The organism is Pseudomonas sp. JE3303, from assembly GCF_056312565.1.
On sequence record NZ_JBWGIF010000021.1, the window covers coordinates 1 to 14,262 of the forward strand.

Sequence of the window (14,262 nt, forward strand, 5' to 3'; positions counted from 1 at the left end):
GTTCTTGGTACCGATGAACTTGCCCGTCTTGTCGACGCCGCGCGGGTTGGTGAGGATGACCGACTGGCCTTTGGTGAAACCGCTCATGGGATGTTCCTTTTGCTGGTTGATTTCCCGTCTGGCCCTCGCGAGAAGGACTGCCAGTGAAATCGCGCTCTGCCGCCGATGGCATCGCGCTGCGCTTGTTCGGCCTTGAGCTTCCCTGGTCACGGCGCCTAGATCGGCTTCGGCTCCGTGGTCATCGGGTCAGGTGTTCGCTACACGACTGCCAGCTGCAGCTCGGCGGCCCAGTGAATGGGGCAGCTCGTCGTGGGTTGCCGGTCCGTGTTCCGGCTGGGCTTGCTACTTCATGGGCTGTTTCCTCCTGTGGTGTTTGTTCCGCTCCATGCGTTGTGCCGGATTCGTATCTCTGGCCGGCGTCACACATTTCGTGAACGGTGTTCTTCGCCGGCTGGCTTGCATGGTTTGGCGTCCTCCCATGAGGGGAGTCCGGCAGCTATCCAGAGGCTGCGTGGTCGACGGTTTAGCTTGGTTGCCACCGGCGGCTGCCGGTACGTCGAGGGGTCACGTCGGATTGTGTAAAGAGCGATTGGACCTTGGTCCGATCGAGTCGGCGGCGCGTCTCGATGGGTGAAATATGCACCAGTGCAACTATGGTGTCAATGCACTAGTGCATAAATCCCTTCGTTTGTGCATGGCTTTTTTCCTCACGAAGGAGGGTTAACTTTTCTGAATGTCTCCGATATCCTCGCGTACAACTGGATGGATATACAGCTAAGAGGAGGTGGCATGGCAAAGCAACAGAATTCAGTGCAGGAGCGCCAGGTGATTACCGGTCTTGAGCGACTGGGGCTAAGGGTGTCCTCGATGATCAATCACCCGGTTGCGCAGCTGCAGCGCTGGGTCACAATCCACCGGCTGGACACGGACGGCGATGCGGAGTGGGGAGAGGTGATGGGCCTACTGGCCGAAACGCCGGAGCTGGATCTCACCTTCAGCGACGACGGCAGCGTCACCGTGAGGTGGGAGAAGCAGGAGGTGGAAGGATGGCTGACCGAAACGAATATCGAGCCAGAGGGGGAGGGTGCTCCTTTCTGACGCACATGAAAAAGCCCGCACATGGCGGGCTGGACTGTTCTCTCTTGGCAGCTATTGGGCGGCTTCCAATTCGGCTCTAGCCGATTCGCTCAAGAAGTCCTTGGGAATGTACGGCACCTTGGATACAACACCGTCCTTGGTCTCAAAAGAGACGGACTTGGCGCCGCTGAATGCGGTCGCGTGGGTGTACACCCACTGCTGGGAATCCTCCTTGGAAACCCTCATGTAAGGGTTACCCATGATCTCGTAGAGCTGGTCCTCGGTCATGCCAACCTTCACTCGACTGGCCTCGCTGAACGTGAATGACGTACCTGCGCATCCTGCCAAGACGACCACGGCTACAGCGAGTAACAGTCGGTGAATAAAGCGCGGCATAGGTTTACCTCCTTGTGAATTGAGGAGCCATGCTACCACTCTGGCCAGTCGCCATCACATGCCCACAAAAAAGCCCGCTCAATGGCGGGCTATCGGTTAGCTCCCTTGGGCTAGATCCTAGGAACGCCCATCTTCATAGCGGAGCTCGCCAAAGATTGAGTGCTGTGTTCTGAGGTGACGGAGCACGTCAACCGCCTCTACCTTCAGTTCAAAGGGGCCTAGGACGACCACGCTTCCATCTGGTGCGTCGAGGAGAAGTCCGTCCTTCCTCGCGAGCTCGGCAGTCGCTTCGAACTCTTCGCCAGAACGGCAGGGAATGCGTACTGCCCACCCAGAAGCAGGGGCCTGGCACTCGATCGCTTGAACATCGGCCCCGCAATGCTTGCACTTGATGGCGGCATGCTTAATTAATTCGGCGCAGAAAGGGCAGGGCCGAGAGTCTTTAGATTCCATGATGCTAGTAATCTGCTGGCTGGTCAGTTGCTTCTTCCCGCCGAAGATGATCATGAGCAGGCCTGCCAGAGCGACCAGCGCACCAATGATCAGGTAGTTCTGCTGCTGAGCCATGAGACCGATGTTGTTAACCCGCCGGCCCATCCCCGTGGAAACAGACACATCCATAGCCATCGCGCCGATAGCGCCGATCAGGCCGACGACTAGCGCGATAATTCCAAATCCCCGCATGGGCATACTCCTTGTAAGTTGAGTCGCCATCCTACCATTCTGGCCCTGAGCCAGCATTCAACAGCTAAAGCCCGCTCAGTGGCGGGCTCGGAGACGGGAAGGGTAGATGCTAAAAGCCTGAAGCGGGGCTCGGCTGCCATTCAGGAAGATGAGCGCTTGAGTTGAAACGTAATCACGTTCGACGCAGAATGATCAGCAGGCCTGAAATATTCCTCAGGTTTTCCAGACATCTCAGCCAGTCGAGAGACGGGCAGTGGAAGCAACGATGTGATCTCATCCGCCGTGACTCGGTCATGCTTCACCAAAAAGTCGATCATCTCGCTAACAAGCTTGCTCGACTCCTTTGGAGTTTCCTTATCAAGCGGCTCCAATTTTCTGCCCCCAGGAGCGCCAGCCAGTTGCTTGAAAATGTAAATACTCTGATTCTCTGAAATAAGCCCCAAGGCACGAGCTCGTACAGTAATAGCAGCAATCGAGATACCCCAGCGCCTCTTAAGAGAGATTAGCGCATCCATGGAGCACGACGTAAATTCTTGAAGGAATGCAGTTTTCGGAAAGATAAACGCGCTGGCAAAATAATTTGCCTGGTCCTCCTTAATGTTAACAAGCTCGTCATCCTCATGATCCGCATCAGAAACCGAGGTATGCATGACAAGATGGCCGAGCTCATGAGCAAGGTTGAATCTATGCCTAGCGTTACTGTTACCCCGCTCTGTAACTATATAAGCAAGATCACCGCGCCAGTTTGAAAAGGCTTGCGTGGTTCTGTCCAATGAAAGCTGAGCGACGAGAATGCCATTATTTTCAAGAAGGCGAGTGAGATTGCTGAGCGGCCCAGCGCCCAGACCCCAGTACCGTCGAGCGCTCATAGCTATTTCCTCAATATCCTCGTTACTCAAGAGACTGAAGTCGAGCGAATTCGACTGGTAAACCTTAGCTCCAGGGTAGTTGATCTTTGACAGAAGGTATTGGGAAAACTCCGCAAACCATGCCTCTTGAATTACGGCCTTCGTTCGAAATTTCTTGGCTGCTGTCTTGAAACTTCTAAAGTGTGATGGAGTGGTTATTTGCTTTATCTTGCGGCTTGGAGTAAAGAAGAAAGCGATATCTACATCCAAGGTGCGTGCAATCTTTTCAAGGTTTTCGTGAGTTGGGGACTTTGCGCCTTTCTCAAAAATGGATACCGCCTGCCTGCTGACACCTATGCGTTCAGAAAGGGAAGCCATTGTCATTCCGCAGGCGAGTCTTGCCTCCGAAAGTCGCAGTGGGTTAAATTTCATTATGGCCATTTTGTTGCTTGAATATTTCTTCAGAGATGCTGTTGAAAAGCTCGCCAATACTATCTTCGATTTTTTCTTCTTTGATCTCTTCGATTGACGGCAGCGGTATTGCCCTGGTGTACAGAGCTACATTGCAACTGGGATCAGGGACTACGAGACTGATGAATTCCAGGTGGGCTTTCGAGCCGTGTAGGAGCTGGCAGCATAGCGTCGAATCAGCATGCTCTGAGGGACTATCCGAAAAAAGATCATAGTTAGGGCTAGATAACACTCTGTTGTAAAGAGAGCTTTTAATCATCTTCGCTCTGCTACTTTGGACGTGATGTGCGGTGAGTATTGTGCGATCAGAGCGAAGCACAATATGCCTAGACGAGCCGGTCCGATTACTCTCGATTCGAGCAGAGATTCCTGAGCCTGGAAGCGCGCGAGGGATGGCAGCTAAAAAATGATCAACGCACGATCGTTTGATGTGCCCAGATGATGCCATTGGGTTTGTTCCGAGCACCGGATTGGCGCGCAGAATGGCTGCTGAGGCTTTGTACCCCAGAGCGATGGCTTTGGAGATTTCGGCCATCTTGGTAAATGGCAGATCCGTATCAATAATCTCACGAATGGTCGGCATGGCTAATCCGGTTGACAGTATTCATGTCAACCATTTTGCCTAAAAACCTGATTTTGTCAACCGGCCGCTCTTCCCTGGTCCCCCAATCCCTTCTGAAGTCTGCCTACAAGACGCCGCGCTGCCAGATCTCTTGACCGATGATCCGAGGCTCGTTCTCGCAGCTCAGACCAGATGAGCATTCCATACCAATAGCACCCTGGCCTGGATGTATGTGTCATCCACGCGTATGTCCTCGGCCGGATGATTGGTGTTGTCCGAGATCATCTTGAAGTGATCGCGCCCCTTCTTCTGCAGACGCTTGATGTAGAGCATCTCGTCGTGCGAGAACAGGTATATCCCATCCCCCACGAACTCCCGAACGCTGACGTCGACAAGCAGCGGATCCCGATGCTTGATCGTCGGCGCCATTGACTGGCCCCAACCGGTCACGAGCTTCAGGTGGAAATGCTCAGCGAATTCAACTCCGATCTCGCGTAGATGCTTAGGGCTCACCCGGACATCCTGAAGCATTTCAGGGTAATCGTGCGCGACCTGGCCGCCGCCCATGGCGGCACGCACGTCATAGTGAGCAATCCAAACCTCATCGCCGACCAAGCCTGGCCTGGAGATGTCGGCGCTGATGACGGTCGCAGCGGAGCTGGCGGGGTTTTGTGCTACCTGAAGAATTTTTCGCTTGAGCTCGTCCGGCACCCTGGTCGCTCTTGCAAGCATGTCCCGCACGGCATCAAGGGAAGAGGGTACGACCTCGGATCGGTCTTCCAAGTCGATCTCTAGAGGAGAGTATCCGCGCAGCTGATCGGTGCTTATGCGGAAAAACTCTGCCAGCGGCCGCACCTGCTTGTCGCTTGGGTCCTTGATCCCCTTCGGGCCACCAGGCTTAAGAATGCGCGAAATGGTCGGCTGGCCAACATTAGCCAGGCGCGAGAGCTCTGCCTGATTGAGGCCGTTTCGGCTCATAAGATCGGCGAGAATTTTGTCGATAGTTTTATGCATGAGTGCAATCGTCGCCTTAGCCAGTGCATACATCAAGGGAGTCGCTCATTGACAGCTATGCACTGGTGCATGATCATGTGCATATCTACACAGGAGGCAGCCATGAGTGCTACCGATCTTCCAAAGAAACTCGACGCGCTTTTGGGGTCCGGGCTGACCTACAAGGCCATTGCCGAGCGTGCCAAATGCGACATCTCCACAGTTTTCCGCATCCGCAATGGCCAGATCAGCAACCCGAGCTACAACTCCGGAACGGCGATCGATCAGATGCATCAGGAGCTTTCCCGAAACGGTAAGCAGGCCTCAAAAAAAACTGCCGCTTAGCTCGCCGTGAAGCGGTCGCGCACATCCGTGCAGCCCATTGTGCAGCCTGACCGGCTGGCGCGTCTTCAGACACTTCCGAAGTAGCTGAGCAGGCGGCAAGGCGTAATTGAATTTTGCACGAGCTAGCCCAGCGCTAGTAGTGAGGTCGTCCCGCTGTTTATTCATCCAGTACCCAAATCGCAGGCATAAAAAAACCGGGCGGCTACCCGGTTTCTTCACAACGTCAACGAGGTCGATTATGCACATAGCGTTCGATTCAAGCAATAGCGGGGTTGGCGCGTCAGCTCTGGCCGAATCACCAATCCTGACGAGTCAGGTCATGTCCTCCCGCGAGATCGCGCTGCTCACCGGCAGCACGCACGACAACGTGCTGAAGACCGTGCGGTTGCTCATCAAAAAGGGTGTCGTTTCATCGAACGAGACCCCCTACACCCACCCCCAGAACGGGCAGGCCTATATCGAGTTTCTGCTCAGCTACCGCGACACCATGGTGGTCGTGTCCGGCTATAGCGTTGAACTGCGAGCCAAGATCATCGATCGCTGGCAAGAGCTGGAAGCCAAGGTCGTCGGTCAATTCCAGATCCCTGCGACCTTCGCCGAGGCGCTGAAGCTTGCCGCTGCCCAGGCAGAACAAAACCAGCAACTGCAGCAAGCTCTGGAGCACCAGGCGCCCAAAGTGGCAGCCATCCAGCGACTGGCGGCTGCGGGTGGCGCGATCTGCATCACCGATGCGGCAAAGCACCTGCAAGTCCCACCTTCGAAACTGTTCGATTGGCTCGAGCAGAACCGCTGGATCTTCCGCCGGAGAGGGTCGCGCCGGTGGATTGCGTACCAGCCGCGCATTTCCGCCGGCCTGATGAAGCACAAGGTGACCTCGCTCAAGCCTGACCCAGAGACCGGCGTAGAGCGCGCGGCCTATGACCCTCTTGTCACGCCCAAGGGACTGGCACGTCTGGCCGAGCTGCGCGCAGGGAGTACGCTGTGAGTGTTCAAGCCATGACATGGGCTCTCGCTATCCCAAAGTCCGAGCTCGAGAATCCCGCAGCCAGGCACGTGCTGTTGTGCCTGGCGAACTATGCCGGTAGCGATGGCCGCGGTGCCTTCCCGTCGGCTGCCACGCTATCCGAGGATACCGGCCTGTCCGAGCGCACCATCCGCCTAAAGCTCGACGAGCTGGAAGCAGCTGGCTGGATCGTCGCTGGGAACCAGGCGATCGCGGCTGCTTACATAGATCGCCGTGATCGCCGCCCAGTCGTGTACGACCTCCAGTTGAAACGGGGTGCATCTGCTGCACCTCGCAAGGAACGGGGTGCAGCAAACCGCACGGGGTGCACCTCACAGCAGAACGGGGTGCAGGAAAACGCAGAACGGGGTGCAGCAGCTGCACCCAATCCGTCAGTTAACCAATCTACTCACTCTCTGCGCGAGCCATTCGAAATGTTCCTGGAGTGGGTGCCTGATCAGGACCTGCTCAAGGCGTATGCACTCCGTTCGGGGCTCACCCTGGACAACTTCGGCTCCAAGGCAATCGCCGGATTCGTGCTGCACCACGACGCGAAGGGCTTGGCGCAGACCGAAAAGCAATGGCTCGCCGCCCTGGTCAACTGGGTGAAATCGGACCTGGCCCGGGCAGCTCGATCCGCTACCGGCAAACCGAGCGCCCAGCAATCCAGCTCTTTCGATGACGACGACACCTCATGGCTCAACGGGGGGAGTGACCAATGAACCAGGTAGCCACCATCGCCCATGGCCTTTGGGCCAAAGTTCAAACCGGCCAGTACATCCCTGCTGGGGACACGCTTCCCGCCGAGATCAAGGCCGAGCTCGACCGCAAAACCGCTGCGGTGATCAACCGGCTGTTCCGTGACCTGCGGACCATCTTCAGCGCCTGGAAGCAGGCCTGGCCGGACATGAACACGTACAAGGCCGCCAAGCAGCAGTGGCTGACGGCGTTCCTTGAGGCGGGGATCAACACTCCAGAGCAGTTGCAGTTCGGGCTGATGCGCTGCCGCCAGTCGGGCCGCGAGTTCATCCCGGCACCGGGCAAATTCATCGAGTGGTGCCAGCCATCGCCGGAGATGCTCGGCCTACCAGCGCTGAAATCGGCGTTCCAAGAAGCGTGCCGCAATGCCCACCCGTCGATGGCCGGGGCAGGAAAGTGGTCGCATGACGCGGTGTGGCACGCGGCCAAGGAGTGCGGGTTTGAAAACCTGAACCGACTCGCCGCGGACCTCAGCTTGAAGCTGTTCGAGCGCAACTACGCCATCGCCGTGCGCCGCCTGATGGCGGGTGAGCCACTCCAGGCAATGCCGCTGGCGCTCCCCGCGAAGGCCCAGCCTCGCCGTACTCCTGAGGTTGGCCGCAATGCCCTGGCCGCGCTGCGCGCCTCGAGGAGAAGCGCATGAGCGACCCGGTGTTGCTGGCGCCTGACCCTGCTGACTACCGCTACGCGCTGTACTGCTGCAGCCAGGCCCTTGGCCTCAGCCACCAGCCCCAGCCGCCCGTTGCCCTGTACCGCGACGAGCAATCAGCCCGGCTGCACGGCGTGCGCATGTGGCCATCCGCATTCGAAGTTATCGATCTTCAAGGAGAGCACCGCCCATGAGGCAATTCAAGCTGACCAAGGCCGCGCGCGGCCGGGAGTGCCAGGTGCGCATCCCGGGCGTCTGCAACGGCAACCCGGAAACAACCGTCCTGGCGCATTACCGCATGGCCGGCACCTGCGGTGTGGGCTTCAAGCCGAACGACCTGCAGGGCGCCTGGTCTTGCAGCGCCTGCCATGATGTTTGCGACGGGCGCAGCAAGGAAATCAGTCGCGCCGAGGCCCGCCAGTACCACGCCGAGGGCGTCATGCGCACTCAGGCCCAGCTGATCAGCGAGGGCGTCATCGGCGCCAAAGGAGTTGCGGCATGACTTGGGATCTCATTGTGGGCCCGCTGCTGGCCTCCATGCTGCTTTGCTCGACCTTGTGCCTGGTGATGGGCGTAGGCCGAGCGATCAATCGCAAGCGCGCCGGGGAGTAACGCATGAGGCCGGCCGCCACTCGCGCCTACTCACCAAAAGCGGTCCCCCGCAAGCGGGTCGACCGCGAAGGCCTGGAGCAGGCCGCGCTGCTCAAGGAAATCGAGCTGCGCTACCCGGAGGCCTACGATCTGATCTTCCACGTCCCAAACGGCGGGTACCGCACCAAGGCCACGGCCGCGAAGCTCAAGGCCCAAGGCGTGAAGGCTGGGATTCCCGACCTGGTGCTGCCGATGGCCCGGGGCGGCTTCTTCGGCCTGTACATCGAATTCAAGGCGACCGTAGACCCGGCCGCCGTCTCCCCAAGCCAGCACGCTTGCATTCGTCGACTGAACGAGCAGGGCTACCTTGCCATCGTGGGTCGCGGTCATCGCGATGTGATCGAGGCGCTGCGGGCCTACCTGATGCTACCGAAAACGGAGGTTGCAGCATGACCAACACCGCCGCTGTGAAAATCAGCGATGCAGAGATTCGCCGGCAGTCCTCCGGCCAGGTGCGTGACCTACGCGCCCTGGGCAGTCACGGCCTGTATTTCAGGTTTCATCGCTCCCGCGAGCGCGGGTCCTGGTTCCTAGTGCACAAGGGCACGTGGCACCGGATCGGTTCATACCCTGAGCTGAGCGCTACCAAGGTCGCCGCCGCGCTGCCCGATATTCGCCTGCGCCTCGAGGCCGGTGAGAGCTCGAGCCTTTCGAGCTGGGTGCTGGCCGGCGAGCTGCTGGAGTGGTTCGCCGAGCGCATGGCCCGTGACCGCAACCTTTCGGCGAAGCGCAAGAGCACGGCGGCGTCGGCAATCAAGCTGCACCTGATTCCGCGCCTGGGTGACACGCCGTTGGCCCAGATCGACAAGGCGTTGCTGGACCGCGTGCTCATGTGGCCGCTGCAAGAGACGCTGTCGATCGACTACGTGCGCCTGGTCTTCCAGCTCCTGGCCCTGGCTTTCAAACAGGCGCACAAGCTCGGGCTGATCAGCTCAAACCCGATGGCAGGCATCCGGTTTGGCGACTTCTCCAAGGCGAAGGTCACGGTCAAGCCATCACGGCTGCGCGGCGTGCATCTGGAGGATCTACTGGCCCGCATGCTGGGCACGATAGCCAACAACCCGCAGAGCGGCGTACTGGCCCTGATGATGCTGTGCCACGGCACACGCCTGGGCGAAACCCGGCAGGCGCGCTGGAGCCACATCAGCCTGGCGGAGCGGGAGTGGTTCATTCCGGCAGAGCACACCAAGACCGGCGTGCAGCATCGCCTTCCGCTGACTGACCAAGTACGCAAGCTGCTGCTCGCCTACCGCGAGATCCAGCGGAATCAGCGCTATGACGGGCAGTTCCTGTTCCCCGGCCGCAGTGGCAAACCGATGGGTGAGGCGAAGGCCAGCGCCGTGTTCACCCAGATGGGGCAGGGCGAGTGGACCAGCCACGACCTGCGCAAGCTGGCTCGCACCGGCTGGGCAGACTTGGGTGTTGACCATCTGGTCGGTGAGCTGCTGATCAACCACGCCATGAATCACAACGTGAAGGTTTACATCCAGTCCGACGTCATGGCCCGCAAGCGTGACGCATTGGAGAAGTGGCATGCACACCTTGATCAGAAGGGTTTCACCCTGATCCACGGGTTGACCGGTGATAGATCCATGGATTCATGGATTCTGACAAAGGCCGCAGAGCGCGCGGGCTGCGGCGCCATTTCGGTATCCACCAGAAGCGAGGATTTGAAATGACTATTTCCGAGCACGGAGCCTTCGCCTTTTCGATGGCTGCAGCTGGATTTCAGCAGCCAAAGCCTGTCTTCGACCGGTCGAAGGTCCTCATGATCTGCGTCCAGAACTACGAGGATTTCCGGCGGCTCAGCGTGACCATGATCGGCGGCGCCCGGTTCGAGGTTGATAGCCGGAGATTCCCCTACGACATCGACATGGCTGCCGACTGGCTGGCAGGTGGTGAATGAGGAAGAGCCACGGTCCTTCGCTCCGGAAGGAAAGGATCGTCCTGACGCAGTGCTACGACTGCCGCGGGAAGGCGGTCATCAAGGGCGTCTTCTATGAGCTGCCCTGTGGCCGTTGCAATGCGTCGGGCTGGGTGTCGGCCATCACCGGCGAGGCGCTGCCGGTGGAAGAGTTGGTTACCCAGCTGAGTCTCCGCCTTCAGGAGGTCGAGCGACACCTCGAGCAGCTCAAGACGCGCCAGGGTGTTGGCCCTAGTGCGCAATACGAACAGAACAACCGCCGCGGCGCCGGCGGCACGAACTACACCGGGGATTAAGGGGAAGAACATGATTTACAGCAGCGTATCGGGTGCAGTGGTTGCGGCTCTGGCGGCAGGCGAGAAGGGATCGGCGAAGGCCCAGGCCTGGCAAAAGCTCTACAAGTCAGCAGAGGAAGAGGGCGGCTGCCTCGCGTCCCTGGGTGGTCGTTCGGATGGCATTGACCGCACCCAAGTGGACTACTGGCTGTCTGCTCGTCTACATCACATGCTGAAGGACCGCCACTGGAATGCGCTGGTCGCCAAATACAGCACCAGCAAGGCGAAGAAGGTCCAGGCCATCACTTTAGTGCGGCCGCTCATCGCGAGCCCAGCATCCACCCTGTTCGTCTACAAGGCTGTAACGGCCTGGGCCATACCGAAGCTCAAGGGTGCGCGCCGGAAAGCGCCGCGTCCTGTTTCGGTCGAGATCCCGCTGGACGCATCGGCTTGGCGTGTAGCGGCCACCGTGATTGCTGCGGTGGCTGCTGGGAAGTCAGCCAAGAAGCGCGTCGAAGCGCTCGAAGAGGACGTGATCATCCTGCCGGACAGCTTCTACGACATGAACACCTGGGACCTTGCTGCCACGCCGGAGTCGACCCGCCGCCGCTGGAGATTAGAGATCAATGAGAAACTCGACGGTCTGACTGATGACGCTCTGGCGGAGGTTAGGGTAATTCTGGAGGCAGAAGGACTGCTGATGAGAGAGGCCGCGTGATTGCCTGTTGACATCAGTGAGCGACTGAGCGAAATTATCCCCATCCTGTCATTCCTGCGCGTGTTGAGGACTGACTTAAAAAGCCCGGCGAATGTGCTGGGCTTTTTTGTTGAACAGGCTTTTGGTTTGTGTGATCGTCGTCTTTCCGCCATTTCGAAGGTGCAAAGGAATGTCAAAGTTCGACGAACTACGAGGCTCTTATATCGCTCAAGAACAGGCCAGTCGTGATTACTGGGAAAGCCTGCAAAGGAAGGCTGCTCAGATTACGAGCGGATTTACTGACTATCTTGGGATAGAGCCTGCCAAGTATAAAGACATGTCTGGCAAGCAAGTGAGGTACGTCCAGCTTCGCAAGCATGGGAGTGAAGAGGAGACTCATTTCTTTCAGCTTGACGGGGAAGAGGGCGCGATTAGCTTCGATGTTGTTATCACACTTGACTCCGAGCCAGGCGCATTTCCAAAAACATTAGTGCGAATTTCTCTTAGGATCGGCAAGTCTGAGGGTTATTTCGTGGTGTGGAGCGATTCTGCCGACATTGCTTCGCGAATTGAGCTCAACTCTACCGATCACGGCGAACTGTACGGCCAAATGTTTGAGCAACTGCAGCGCTTTCTAAGCGCGCGACCGACCCTCAAGCTTCCCTTCTGAACGTTTAATTTTAATATTCAGCCCGCTCCTTTAGCGGGCTTTATTTCGTCTCTGGAGAACTCGATGGACCCGACCGACCTCGGCCCAGGCACAGCCACCTGGCTGGGCGGTACGGGCACCGTATTGCTGGGCGGCTTCCTCTGGCTGCGCAAGTTCCTGTCCAAAGACGCTGTCGACAGAGCCATGGACAATGCCGACATCGGCACAGTCCGCCGCCTGAACGAGATGCTCGACTCGGAGCGCGAGGCTCGCAAAGCCGCGGAAGCCCGAGCTGACCAGTTCGCGCAAGAGCGCAATGAACTGACCCGCTCCATGGGGAAGCTGGAAGGCAACATTCTGGCGCTGACCCGGCAGGTCGAGCAACTGACCGAGAAGGTCACCAGCCAAAGCGAAGAGATCTCGCGCCTGCGCGCCCAACTCGGAGGTGCTTGATGATGGACAGATGCGCATGGGAGTTCATGGCTCGTCGCTGGTGGCGCCGCATCGAGGTGTGGGTAATCGCGTTGCTGCTGGTTATCGGCGGCGGTTTCGGCGGTTACCAGCTCGCCCAGTGGGCGCTGGCCAAGACCTACTTGGAGCAGGTCGCCGAGATCCGCCAGGCCTACGACGAGGCCACCAAGCAGCGTGACCATCGTCTGGATGAGCTGACCAAGAAGGCAGGCACTGCGGCCGACAAGGCTACCAAGGCTGCTGCTACCGCAACCCAGGCTGCAGACAAGGCTGATGAGGCCCTCAATCGGGTATCGCCGTAGCCGCGCCACATTCCCTGAAGGCGCCTTTTCTTGGCGCGACCACCTGAGGATCACCCATGGAAAACCAGCACAAGAAGATCACCGGCTACCGCGATCTCACCCAGAGCGAGATCGACGGCATGAACTCGATCAAGGCCCTGGAGAAGGATGCAGGTGAGCTGTTCAAGCAGATCGGCCAGATCGAGGGCGTCGACCCGCGATTGTTGGCTCTGGCCAAGACAAATCTGCAGCAAGGCTTCATGTGGTTCGTTCGCTCGATCGCCAAACCTACTGACCCGTTCTCCTAATGGGCAGGCTCAGCACGCTTCGCCCCCGGATGCAGGATGCCGGAAGCCGCAAGTTTGCATCCCCAGTCGTGGACGAGAAGCAAAGCGGCTGGGGATCCGGACGAGGCGGCAGGCCCTGGCGCCGCAAGCGCGAGGCGATCTTGGTTCGAGACATGTACACCTGCCAGTCGTGCGGCTTGGTGACTTCGGAGCTGGAGGTTGACCACATCATCAACGTGGCTCGCGGCGGGAGCGACGACGACGCGAACCTCCAGGCCCTGTGCGTGCCCTGCCACCAGAGAAAGACGGCCGCAGAGGCGGCGCAGGGTGGAGGCTGGTAGCCCCGGCCCGTCACAGCCCGGCCCACAGGCAGCCCATGCACCGATCTGGTGCGGCACGTCACTGCCCCTGGGGGCGGGTCGAAACCGCCCGACCCTCGGCCGAGGACACCGCCCCCGACCGCACGGACAGATTTTTTCCCCCTCACAGGTTTTTGTTAAACATGGCACTCACCTCTAAAAAGCGCGCTTTCATCGTCGCGGTGAGGGAAGGTGCGTCCAACAAAGATGCGGCGATTGCCGCTGGGTGCTCTCCGAAGACCGCGTCCGCCGCTGGCTCCAGGCTGGCGAAGGATCCCGACGTCGTCAGCGAGCTCCACAAGCTGAACGCACTTTTCCCTGTCGGCGCGGATGTTAAAGCCGATGTTAAAACGGATGTTAAACCGTCCCGGCCCAAGGCCGCCGCGCGGGCACCGAGGCAGGCAAGCGAGCTCATCGAGGGTGCACTGAAACCGTCCCCGTTACCGGAATCTGAGTTGGCGGAGGAGCCAGGTGTCGGTCGTGTCTACAGCGACCCGAAAGACTATCTGCTCGACGACATGAACGACCCGAAGCTGGACCGCAAAGACCGTCGTGACGCCGCCAAGGCGCTCATGCCTTTCCTGCACGCACGCAAAGGCGAGGGCGGCAAGAAGGAAGAGAGGCAGGACGCGGCGAAGAAAGCAGGCGCTGGCAAGTTCAGCGCGGCACCACCACCTCCATCCCACCTACGTTCGGTGAAGTGAATGACGACTTCAAAGGATGAACAGCATCTGCAGCAGGTCTACGGCGACCCCAAGGACTTCCTGCTCGCAGTCATGAATGACCAGGCGTTGTCGATCGACATTCGAATCGAGGCCGCCGCAGCGCTGATGCCCTATTTCCATGCGGAGCTGGGCGAAGACCAGAGCCAGTAACTGACA

The 14,262-nt window shown here is 58.9% G+C and carries 24 protein-coding genes; 19 read left to right on the forward strand and 5 right to left on the reverse strand.

All coding sequences use genetic code 11. The annotated features are described in order from the left end of the window. Positions 1-789: 789 nt before the first annotated feature. Complete coding sequence (locus AC0ZZU_RS23305; protein WP_476343694.1) at positions 790-1,098, forward strand: DUF1654 domain-containing protein; 309 nt, start codon at positions 790-792, stop codon at positions 1,096-1,098. A gap of 51 nt (positions 1,099-1,149) precedes the next feature. Here AC0ZZU_RS23305 and bamE read toward each other — a convergent pair whose 3' ends face one another. From bamE to AC0ZZU_RS23330, 5 genes are all read right to left on the reverse strand, one after another. Beyond that, positions 1,150-1,473, reverse strand: a complete 324-nt coding sequence (gene bamE / locus AC0ZZU_RS23310) for an outer membrane protein assembly factor BamE domain-containing protein (protein WP_476343696.1) — start codon at positions 1,471-1,473, stop codon at positions 1,150-1,152. A gap of 117 nt (positions 1,474-1,590) precedes the next feature. Beyond that, positions 1,591-2,157, reverse strand: coding sequence for a hypothetical protein (locus AC0ZZU_RS23315; protein ID WP_476343698.1), 567 nt, complete (start codon positions 2,155-2,157; stop codon positions 1,591-1,593). A gap of 140 nt (positions 2,158-2,297) precedes the next feature. Further along, entirely contained in the window at positions 2,298-3,446 is a 1,149-nt protein-coding gene (locus AC0ZZU_RS23320; protein WP_476343699.1) for a helix-turn-helix domain-containing protein, read from the reverse strand. Continuing rightward, positions 3,427-4,059 (reverse strand): hypothetical protein, encoded by a 633-nt coding sequence (locus tag AC0ZZU_RS23325; protein ID WP_476343701.1) that lies wholly within the window; start codon positions 4,057-4,059, stop codon positions 3,427-3,429. Before AC0ZZU_RS23325 ends, AC0ZZU_RS23320 begins: the two co-directional genes overlap by 20 nt. 162 nt (positions 4,060-4,221) lie before the next feature. Then, positions 4,222-5,052, reverse strand: a complete 831-nt coding sequence (locus AC0ZZU_RS23330; RefSeq protein ID WP_476343772.1) for a LexA family transcriptional regulator — start codon at positions 5,050-5,052, stop codon at positions 4,222-4,224. A gap of 102 nt (positions 5,053-5,154) precedes the next feature. On the opposite strand from AC0ZZU_RS23330, the gene AC0ZZU_RS23335 reads away from it, so the two are divergent. From AC0ZZU_RS23335 to AC0ZZU_RS23420, 18 genes are all read left to right on the forward strand, one after another. Beyond that, the gene (locus AC0ZZU_RS23335) at positions 5,155-5,376 is read left to right on the forward strand and encodes a helix-turn-helix domain-containing protein (protein WP_476343703.1); all 222 of its coding nucleotides are present in this window, start codon (positions 5,155-5,157) and stop codon (positions 5,374-5,376) included. Positions 5,377-5,695: 319 nt separating this feature from the next. Next, positions 5,696-6,361, forward strand: a complete 666-nt coding sequence (locus AC0ZZU_RS23340) for a phage antirepressor KilAC domain-containing protein (protein WP_476343774.1) — start codon at positions 5,696-5,698, stop codon at positions 6,359-6,361. Positions 6,362-6,372: 11 nt separating this feature from the next. Beyond that, entirely contained in the window at positions 6,373-7,101 is a 729-nt protein-coding gene (locus tag AC0ZZU_RS23345) for a helix-turn-helix domain-containing protein (protein ID WP_476343776.1), read from the forward strand. After that, positions 7,098-7,781 carry a replication protein P gene (locus AC0ZZU_RS23350; protein ID WP_476343705.1) on the forward strand — a complete coding sequence of 228 codons (684 nt, stop codon included), beginning with the start codon at positions 7,098-7,100 and terminating at the stop codon, positions 7,779-7,781. The genes AC0ZZU_RS23345 and AC0ZZU_RS23350 overlap by 4 nt, the downstream gene beginning before the upstream one ends. Next, the gene (locus tag AC0ZZU_RS23355) at positions 7,778-7,981 is read left to right on the forward strand and encodes a hypothetical protein (RefSeq protein ID WP_476343706.1); all 204 of its coding nucleotides are present in this window, start codon (positions 7,778-7,780) and stop codon (positions 7,979-7,981) included. The genes AC0ZZU_RS23350 and AC0ZZU_RS23355 overlap by 4 nt, the downstream gene beginning before the upstream one ends. Further along, positions 7,978-8,289, forward strand: coding sequence for a DUF1364 domain-containing protein (locus AC0ZZU_RS23360; RefSeq protein ID WP_476343708.1), 312 nt, complete (start codon positions 7,978-7,980; stop codon positions 8,287-8,289). The genes AC0ZZU_RS23355 and AC0ZZU_RS23360 overlap by 4 nt, the downstream gene beginning before the upstream one ends. Before the next feature lie 113 nt (positions 8,290-8,402). After that, complete coding sequence (locus AC0ZZU_RS23365; RefSeq protein ID WP_476343710.1) at positions 8,403-8,831, forward strand: VRR-NUC domain-containing protein; 429 nt, start codon at positions 8,403-8,405, stop codon at positions 8,829-8,831. Further along, a complete protein-coding gene (locus tag AC0ZZU_RS23370) occupies positions 8,828-10,117 on the forward strand; it encodes a tyrosine-type recombinase/integrase (protein WP_476343712.1) in 1,290 nt (429 codons plus the stop codon). The genes AC0ZZU_RS23365 and AC0ZZU_RS23370 overlap by 4 nt, the downstream gene beginning before the upstream one ends. Beyond that, positions 10,114-10,344 (forward strand): hypothetical protein, encoded by a 231-nt coding sequence (locus AC0ZZU_RS23375; protein ID WP_476343714.1) that lies wholly within the window; start codon positions 10,114-10,116, stop codon positions 10,342-10,344. The genes AC0ZZU_RS23370 and AC0ZZU_RS23375 overlap by 4 nt, the downstream gene beginning before the upstream one ends. Next, positions 10,341-10,658 (forward strand): hypothetical protein, encoded by a 318-nt coding sequence (locus AC0ZZU_RS23380; protein WP_476343716.1) that lies wholly within the window; start codon positions 10,341-10,343, stop codon positions 10,656-10,658. Before AC0ZZU_RS23375 ends, AC0ZZU_RS23380 begins: the two co-directional genes overlap by 4 nt. Before the next feature lie 10 nt (positions 10,659-10,668). After that, positions 10,669-11,355 carry a hypothetical protein gene (locus AC0ZZU_RS23385; protein WP_476343717.1) on the forward strand — a complete coding sequence of 229 codons (687 nt, stop codon included), beginning with the start codon at positions 10,669-10,671 and terminating at the stop codon, positions 11,353-11,355. Positions 11,356-11,524: 169 nt separating this feature from the next. Continuing rightward, complete coding sequence (locus AC0ZZU_RS23390; protein ID WP_476343719.1) at positions 11,525-12,004, forward strand: hypothetical protein; 480 nt, start codon at positions 11,525-11,527, stop codon at positions 12,002-12,004. A gap of 63 nt (positions 12,005-12,067) precedes the next feature. Then, on the forward strand, positions 12,068-12,436 hold the full coding sequence (locus tag AC0ZZU_RS23395) for a chemotaxis protein (protein WP_476343721.1): 369 nt from the start codon (positions 12,068-12,070) through the stop codon (positions 12,434-12,436). Positions 12,437-12,438: 2 nt separating this feature from the next. Next, positions 12,439-12,756, forward strand: coding sequence for a hypothetical protein (locus tag AC0ZZU_RS23400; RefSeq protein WP_476343722.1), 318 nt, complete (start codon positions 12,439-12,441; stop codon positions 12,754-12,756). 56 nt (positions 12,757-12,812) lie between these two features. Beyond that, entirely contained in the window at positions 12,813-13,043 is a 231-nt protein-coding gene (locus tag AC0ZZU_RS23405) for an Acb2/Tad1 domain-containing protein (RefSeq protein WP_476343724.1), read from the forward strand. A 152-nt stretch (positions 13,044-13,195) separates the two neighbouring features. Beyond that, complete coding sequence (locus AC0ZZU_RS23410) at positions 13,196-13,363, forward strand: HNH endonuclease (protein ID WP_476343778.1); 168 nt, start codon at positions 13,196-13,198, stop codon at positions 13,361-13,363. 161 nt (positions 13,364-13,524) lie between these two features. Next, positions 13,525-14,085, forward strand: coding sequence for a terminase small subunit (locus tag AC0ZZU_RS23415; protein ID WP_476343726.1), 561 nt, complete (start codon positions 13,525-13,527; stop codon positions 14,083-14,085). Beyond that, entirely contained in the window at positions 14,086-14,256 is a 171-nt protein-coding gene (locus AC0ZZU_RS23420) for a hypothetical protein (RefSeq protein ID WP_476343728.1), read from the forward strand. It abuts the gene before it with no gap. Positions 14,257-14,262: the final 6 nt, after the last annotated feature.

Excerpts from the sequence above, each read along its gene's own strand:
- AC0ZZU_RS23305 (WP_476343694.1), top strand. The coding sequence starts at position 790 with ATGGCAAAGCAACAGAATTCAGTGCAGGAGCGCCAGGTGATTACCGGT.
- bamE (WP_476343696.1), bottom strand. The coding sequence starts at position 1,473 with ATGCCGCGCTTTATTCACCGACTGTTACTCGCTGTAGCCGTGGTCGTC.
- AC0ZZU_RS23315 (WP_476343698.1), bottom strand. The coding sequence starts at position 2,157 with ATGCGGGGATTTGGAATTATCGCGCTAGTCGTCGGCCTGATCGGCGCT.
- AC0ZZU_RS23320 (WP_476343699.1), bottom strand. The coding sequence starts at position 3,446 with ATGGCCATAATGAAATTTAACCCACTGCGACTTTCGGAGGCAAGACTC.
- AC0ZZU_RS23325 (WP_476343701.1), bottom strand. The coding sequence starts at position 4,059 with ATGCCGACCATTCGTGAGATTATTGATACGGATCTGCCATTTACCAAG.
- AC0ZZU_RS23330 (WP_476343772.1), bottom strand. The coding sequence starts at position 5,052 with ATGCATAAAACTATCGACAAAATTCTCGCCGATCTTATGAGCCGAAAC.
- AC0ZZU_RS23335 (WP_476343703.1), top strand. The coding sequence starts at position 5,155 with ATGAGTGCTACCGATCTTCCAAAGAAACTCGACGCGCTTTTGGGGTCC.
- AC0ZZU_RS23340 (WP_476343774.1), top strand. The coding sequence starts at position 5,696 with ATGTCCTCCCGCGAGATCGCGCTGCTCACCGGCAGCACGCACGACAAC.
- AC0ZZU_RS23345 (WP_476343776.1), top strand. The coding sequence starts at position 6,373 with ATGACATGGGCTCTCGCTATCCCAAAGTCCGAGCTCGAGAATCCCGCA.
- AC0ZZU_RS23350 (WP_476343705.1), top strand. The coding sequence starts at position 7,098 with ATGAACCAGGTAGCCACCATCGCCCATGGCCTTTGGGCCAAAGTTCAA.
- AC0ZZU_RS23355 (WP_476343706.1), top strand. The coding sequence starts at position 7,778 with ATGAGCGACCCGGTGTTGCTGGCGCCTGACCCTGCTGACTACCGCTAC.
- AC0ZZU_RS23360 (WP_476343708.1), top strand. The coding sequence starts at position 7,978 with ATGAGGCAATTCAAGCTGACCAAGGCCGCGCGCGGCCGGGAGTGCCAG.
- AC0ZZU_RS23365 (WP_476343710.1), top strand. The coding sequence starts at position 8,403 with ATGAGGCCGGCCGCCACTCGCGCCTACTCACCAAAAGCGGTCCCCCGC.
- AC0ZZU_RS23370 (WP_476343712.1), top strand. The coding sequence starts at position 8,828 with ATGACCAACACCGCCGCTGTGAAAATCAGCGATGCAGAGATTCGCCGG.
- AC0ZZU_RS23375 (WP_476343714.1), top strand. The coding sequence starts at position 10,114 with ATGACTATTTCCGAGCACGGAGCCTTCGCCTTTTCGATGGCTGCAGCT.
- AC0ZZU_RS23380 (WP_476343716.1), top strand. The coding sequence starts at position 10,341 with ATGAGGAAGAGCCACGGTCCTTCGCTCCGGAAGGAAAGGATCGTCCTG.
- AC0ZZU_RS23385 (WP_476343717.1), top strand. The coding sequence starts at position 10,669 with ATGATTTACAGCAGCGTATCGGGTGCAGTGGTTGCGGCTCTGGCGGCA.
- AC0ZZU_RS23390 (WP_476343719.1), top strand. The coding sequence starts at position 11,525 with ATGTCAAAGTTCGACGAACTACGAGGCTCTTATATCGCTCAAGAACAG.
- AC0ZZU_RS23395 (WP_476343721.1), top strand. The coding sequence starts at position 12,068 with ATGGACCCGACCGACCTCGGCCCAGGCACAGCCACCTGGCTGGGCGGT.
- AC0ZZU_RS23400 (WP_476343722.1), top strand. The coding sequence starts at position 12,439 with ATGGACAGATGCGCATGGGAGTTCATGGCTCGTCGCTGGTGGCGCCGC.
- AC0ZZU_RS23405 (WP_476343724.1), top strand. The coding sequence starts at position 12,813 with ATGGAAAACCAGCACAAGAAGATCACCGGCTACCGCGATCTCACCCAG.
- AC0ZZU_RS23410 (WP_476343778.1), top strand. The coding sequence starts at position 13,196 with ATGTACACCTGCCAGTCGTGCGGCTTGGTGACTTCGGAGCTGGAGGTT.
- AC0ZZU_RS23415 (WP_476343726.1), top strand. The coding sequence starts at position 13,525 with ATGGCACTCACCTCTAAAAAGCGCGCTTTCATCGTCGCGGTGAGGGAA.
- AC0ZZU_RS23420 (WP_476343728.1), top strand. The coding sequence starts at position 14,086 with ATGACGACTTCAAAGGATGAACAGCATCTGCAGCAGGTCTACGGCGAC.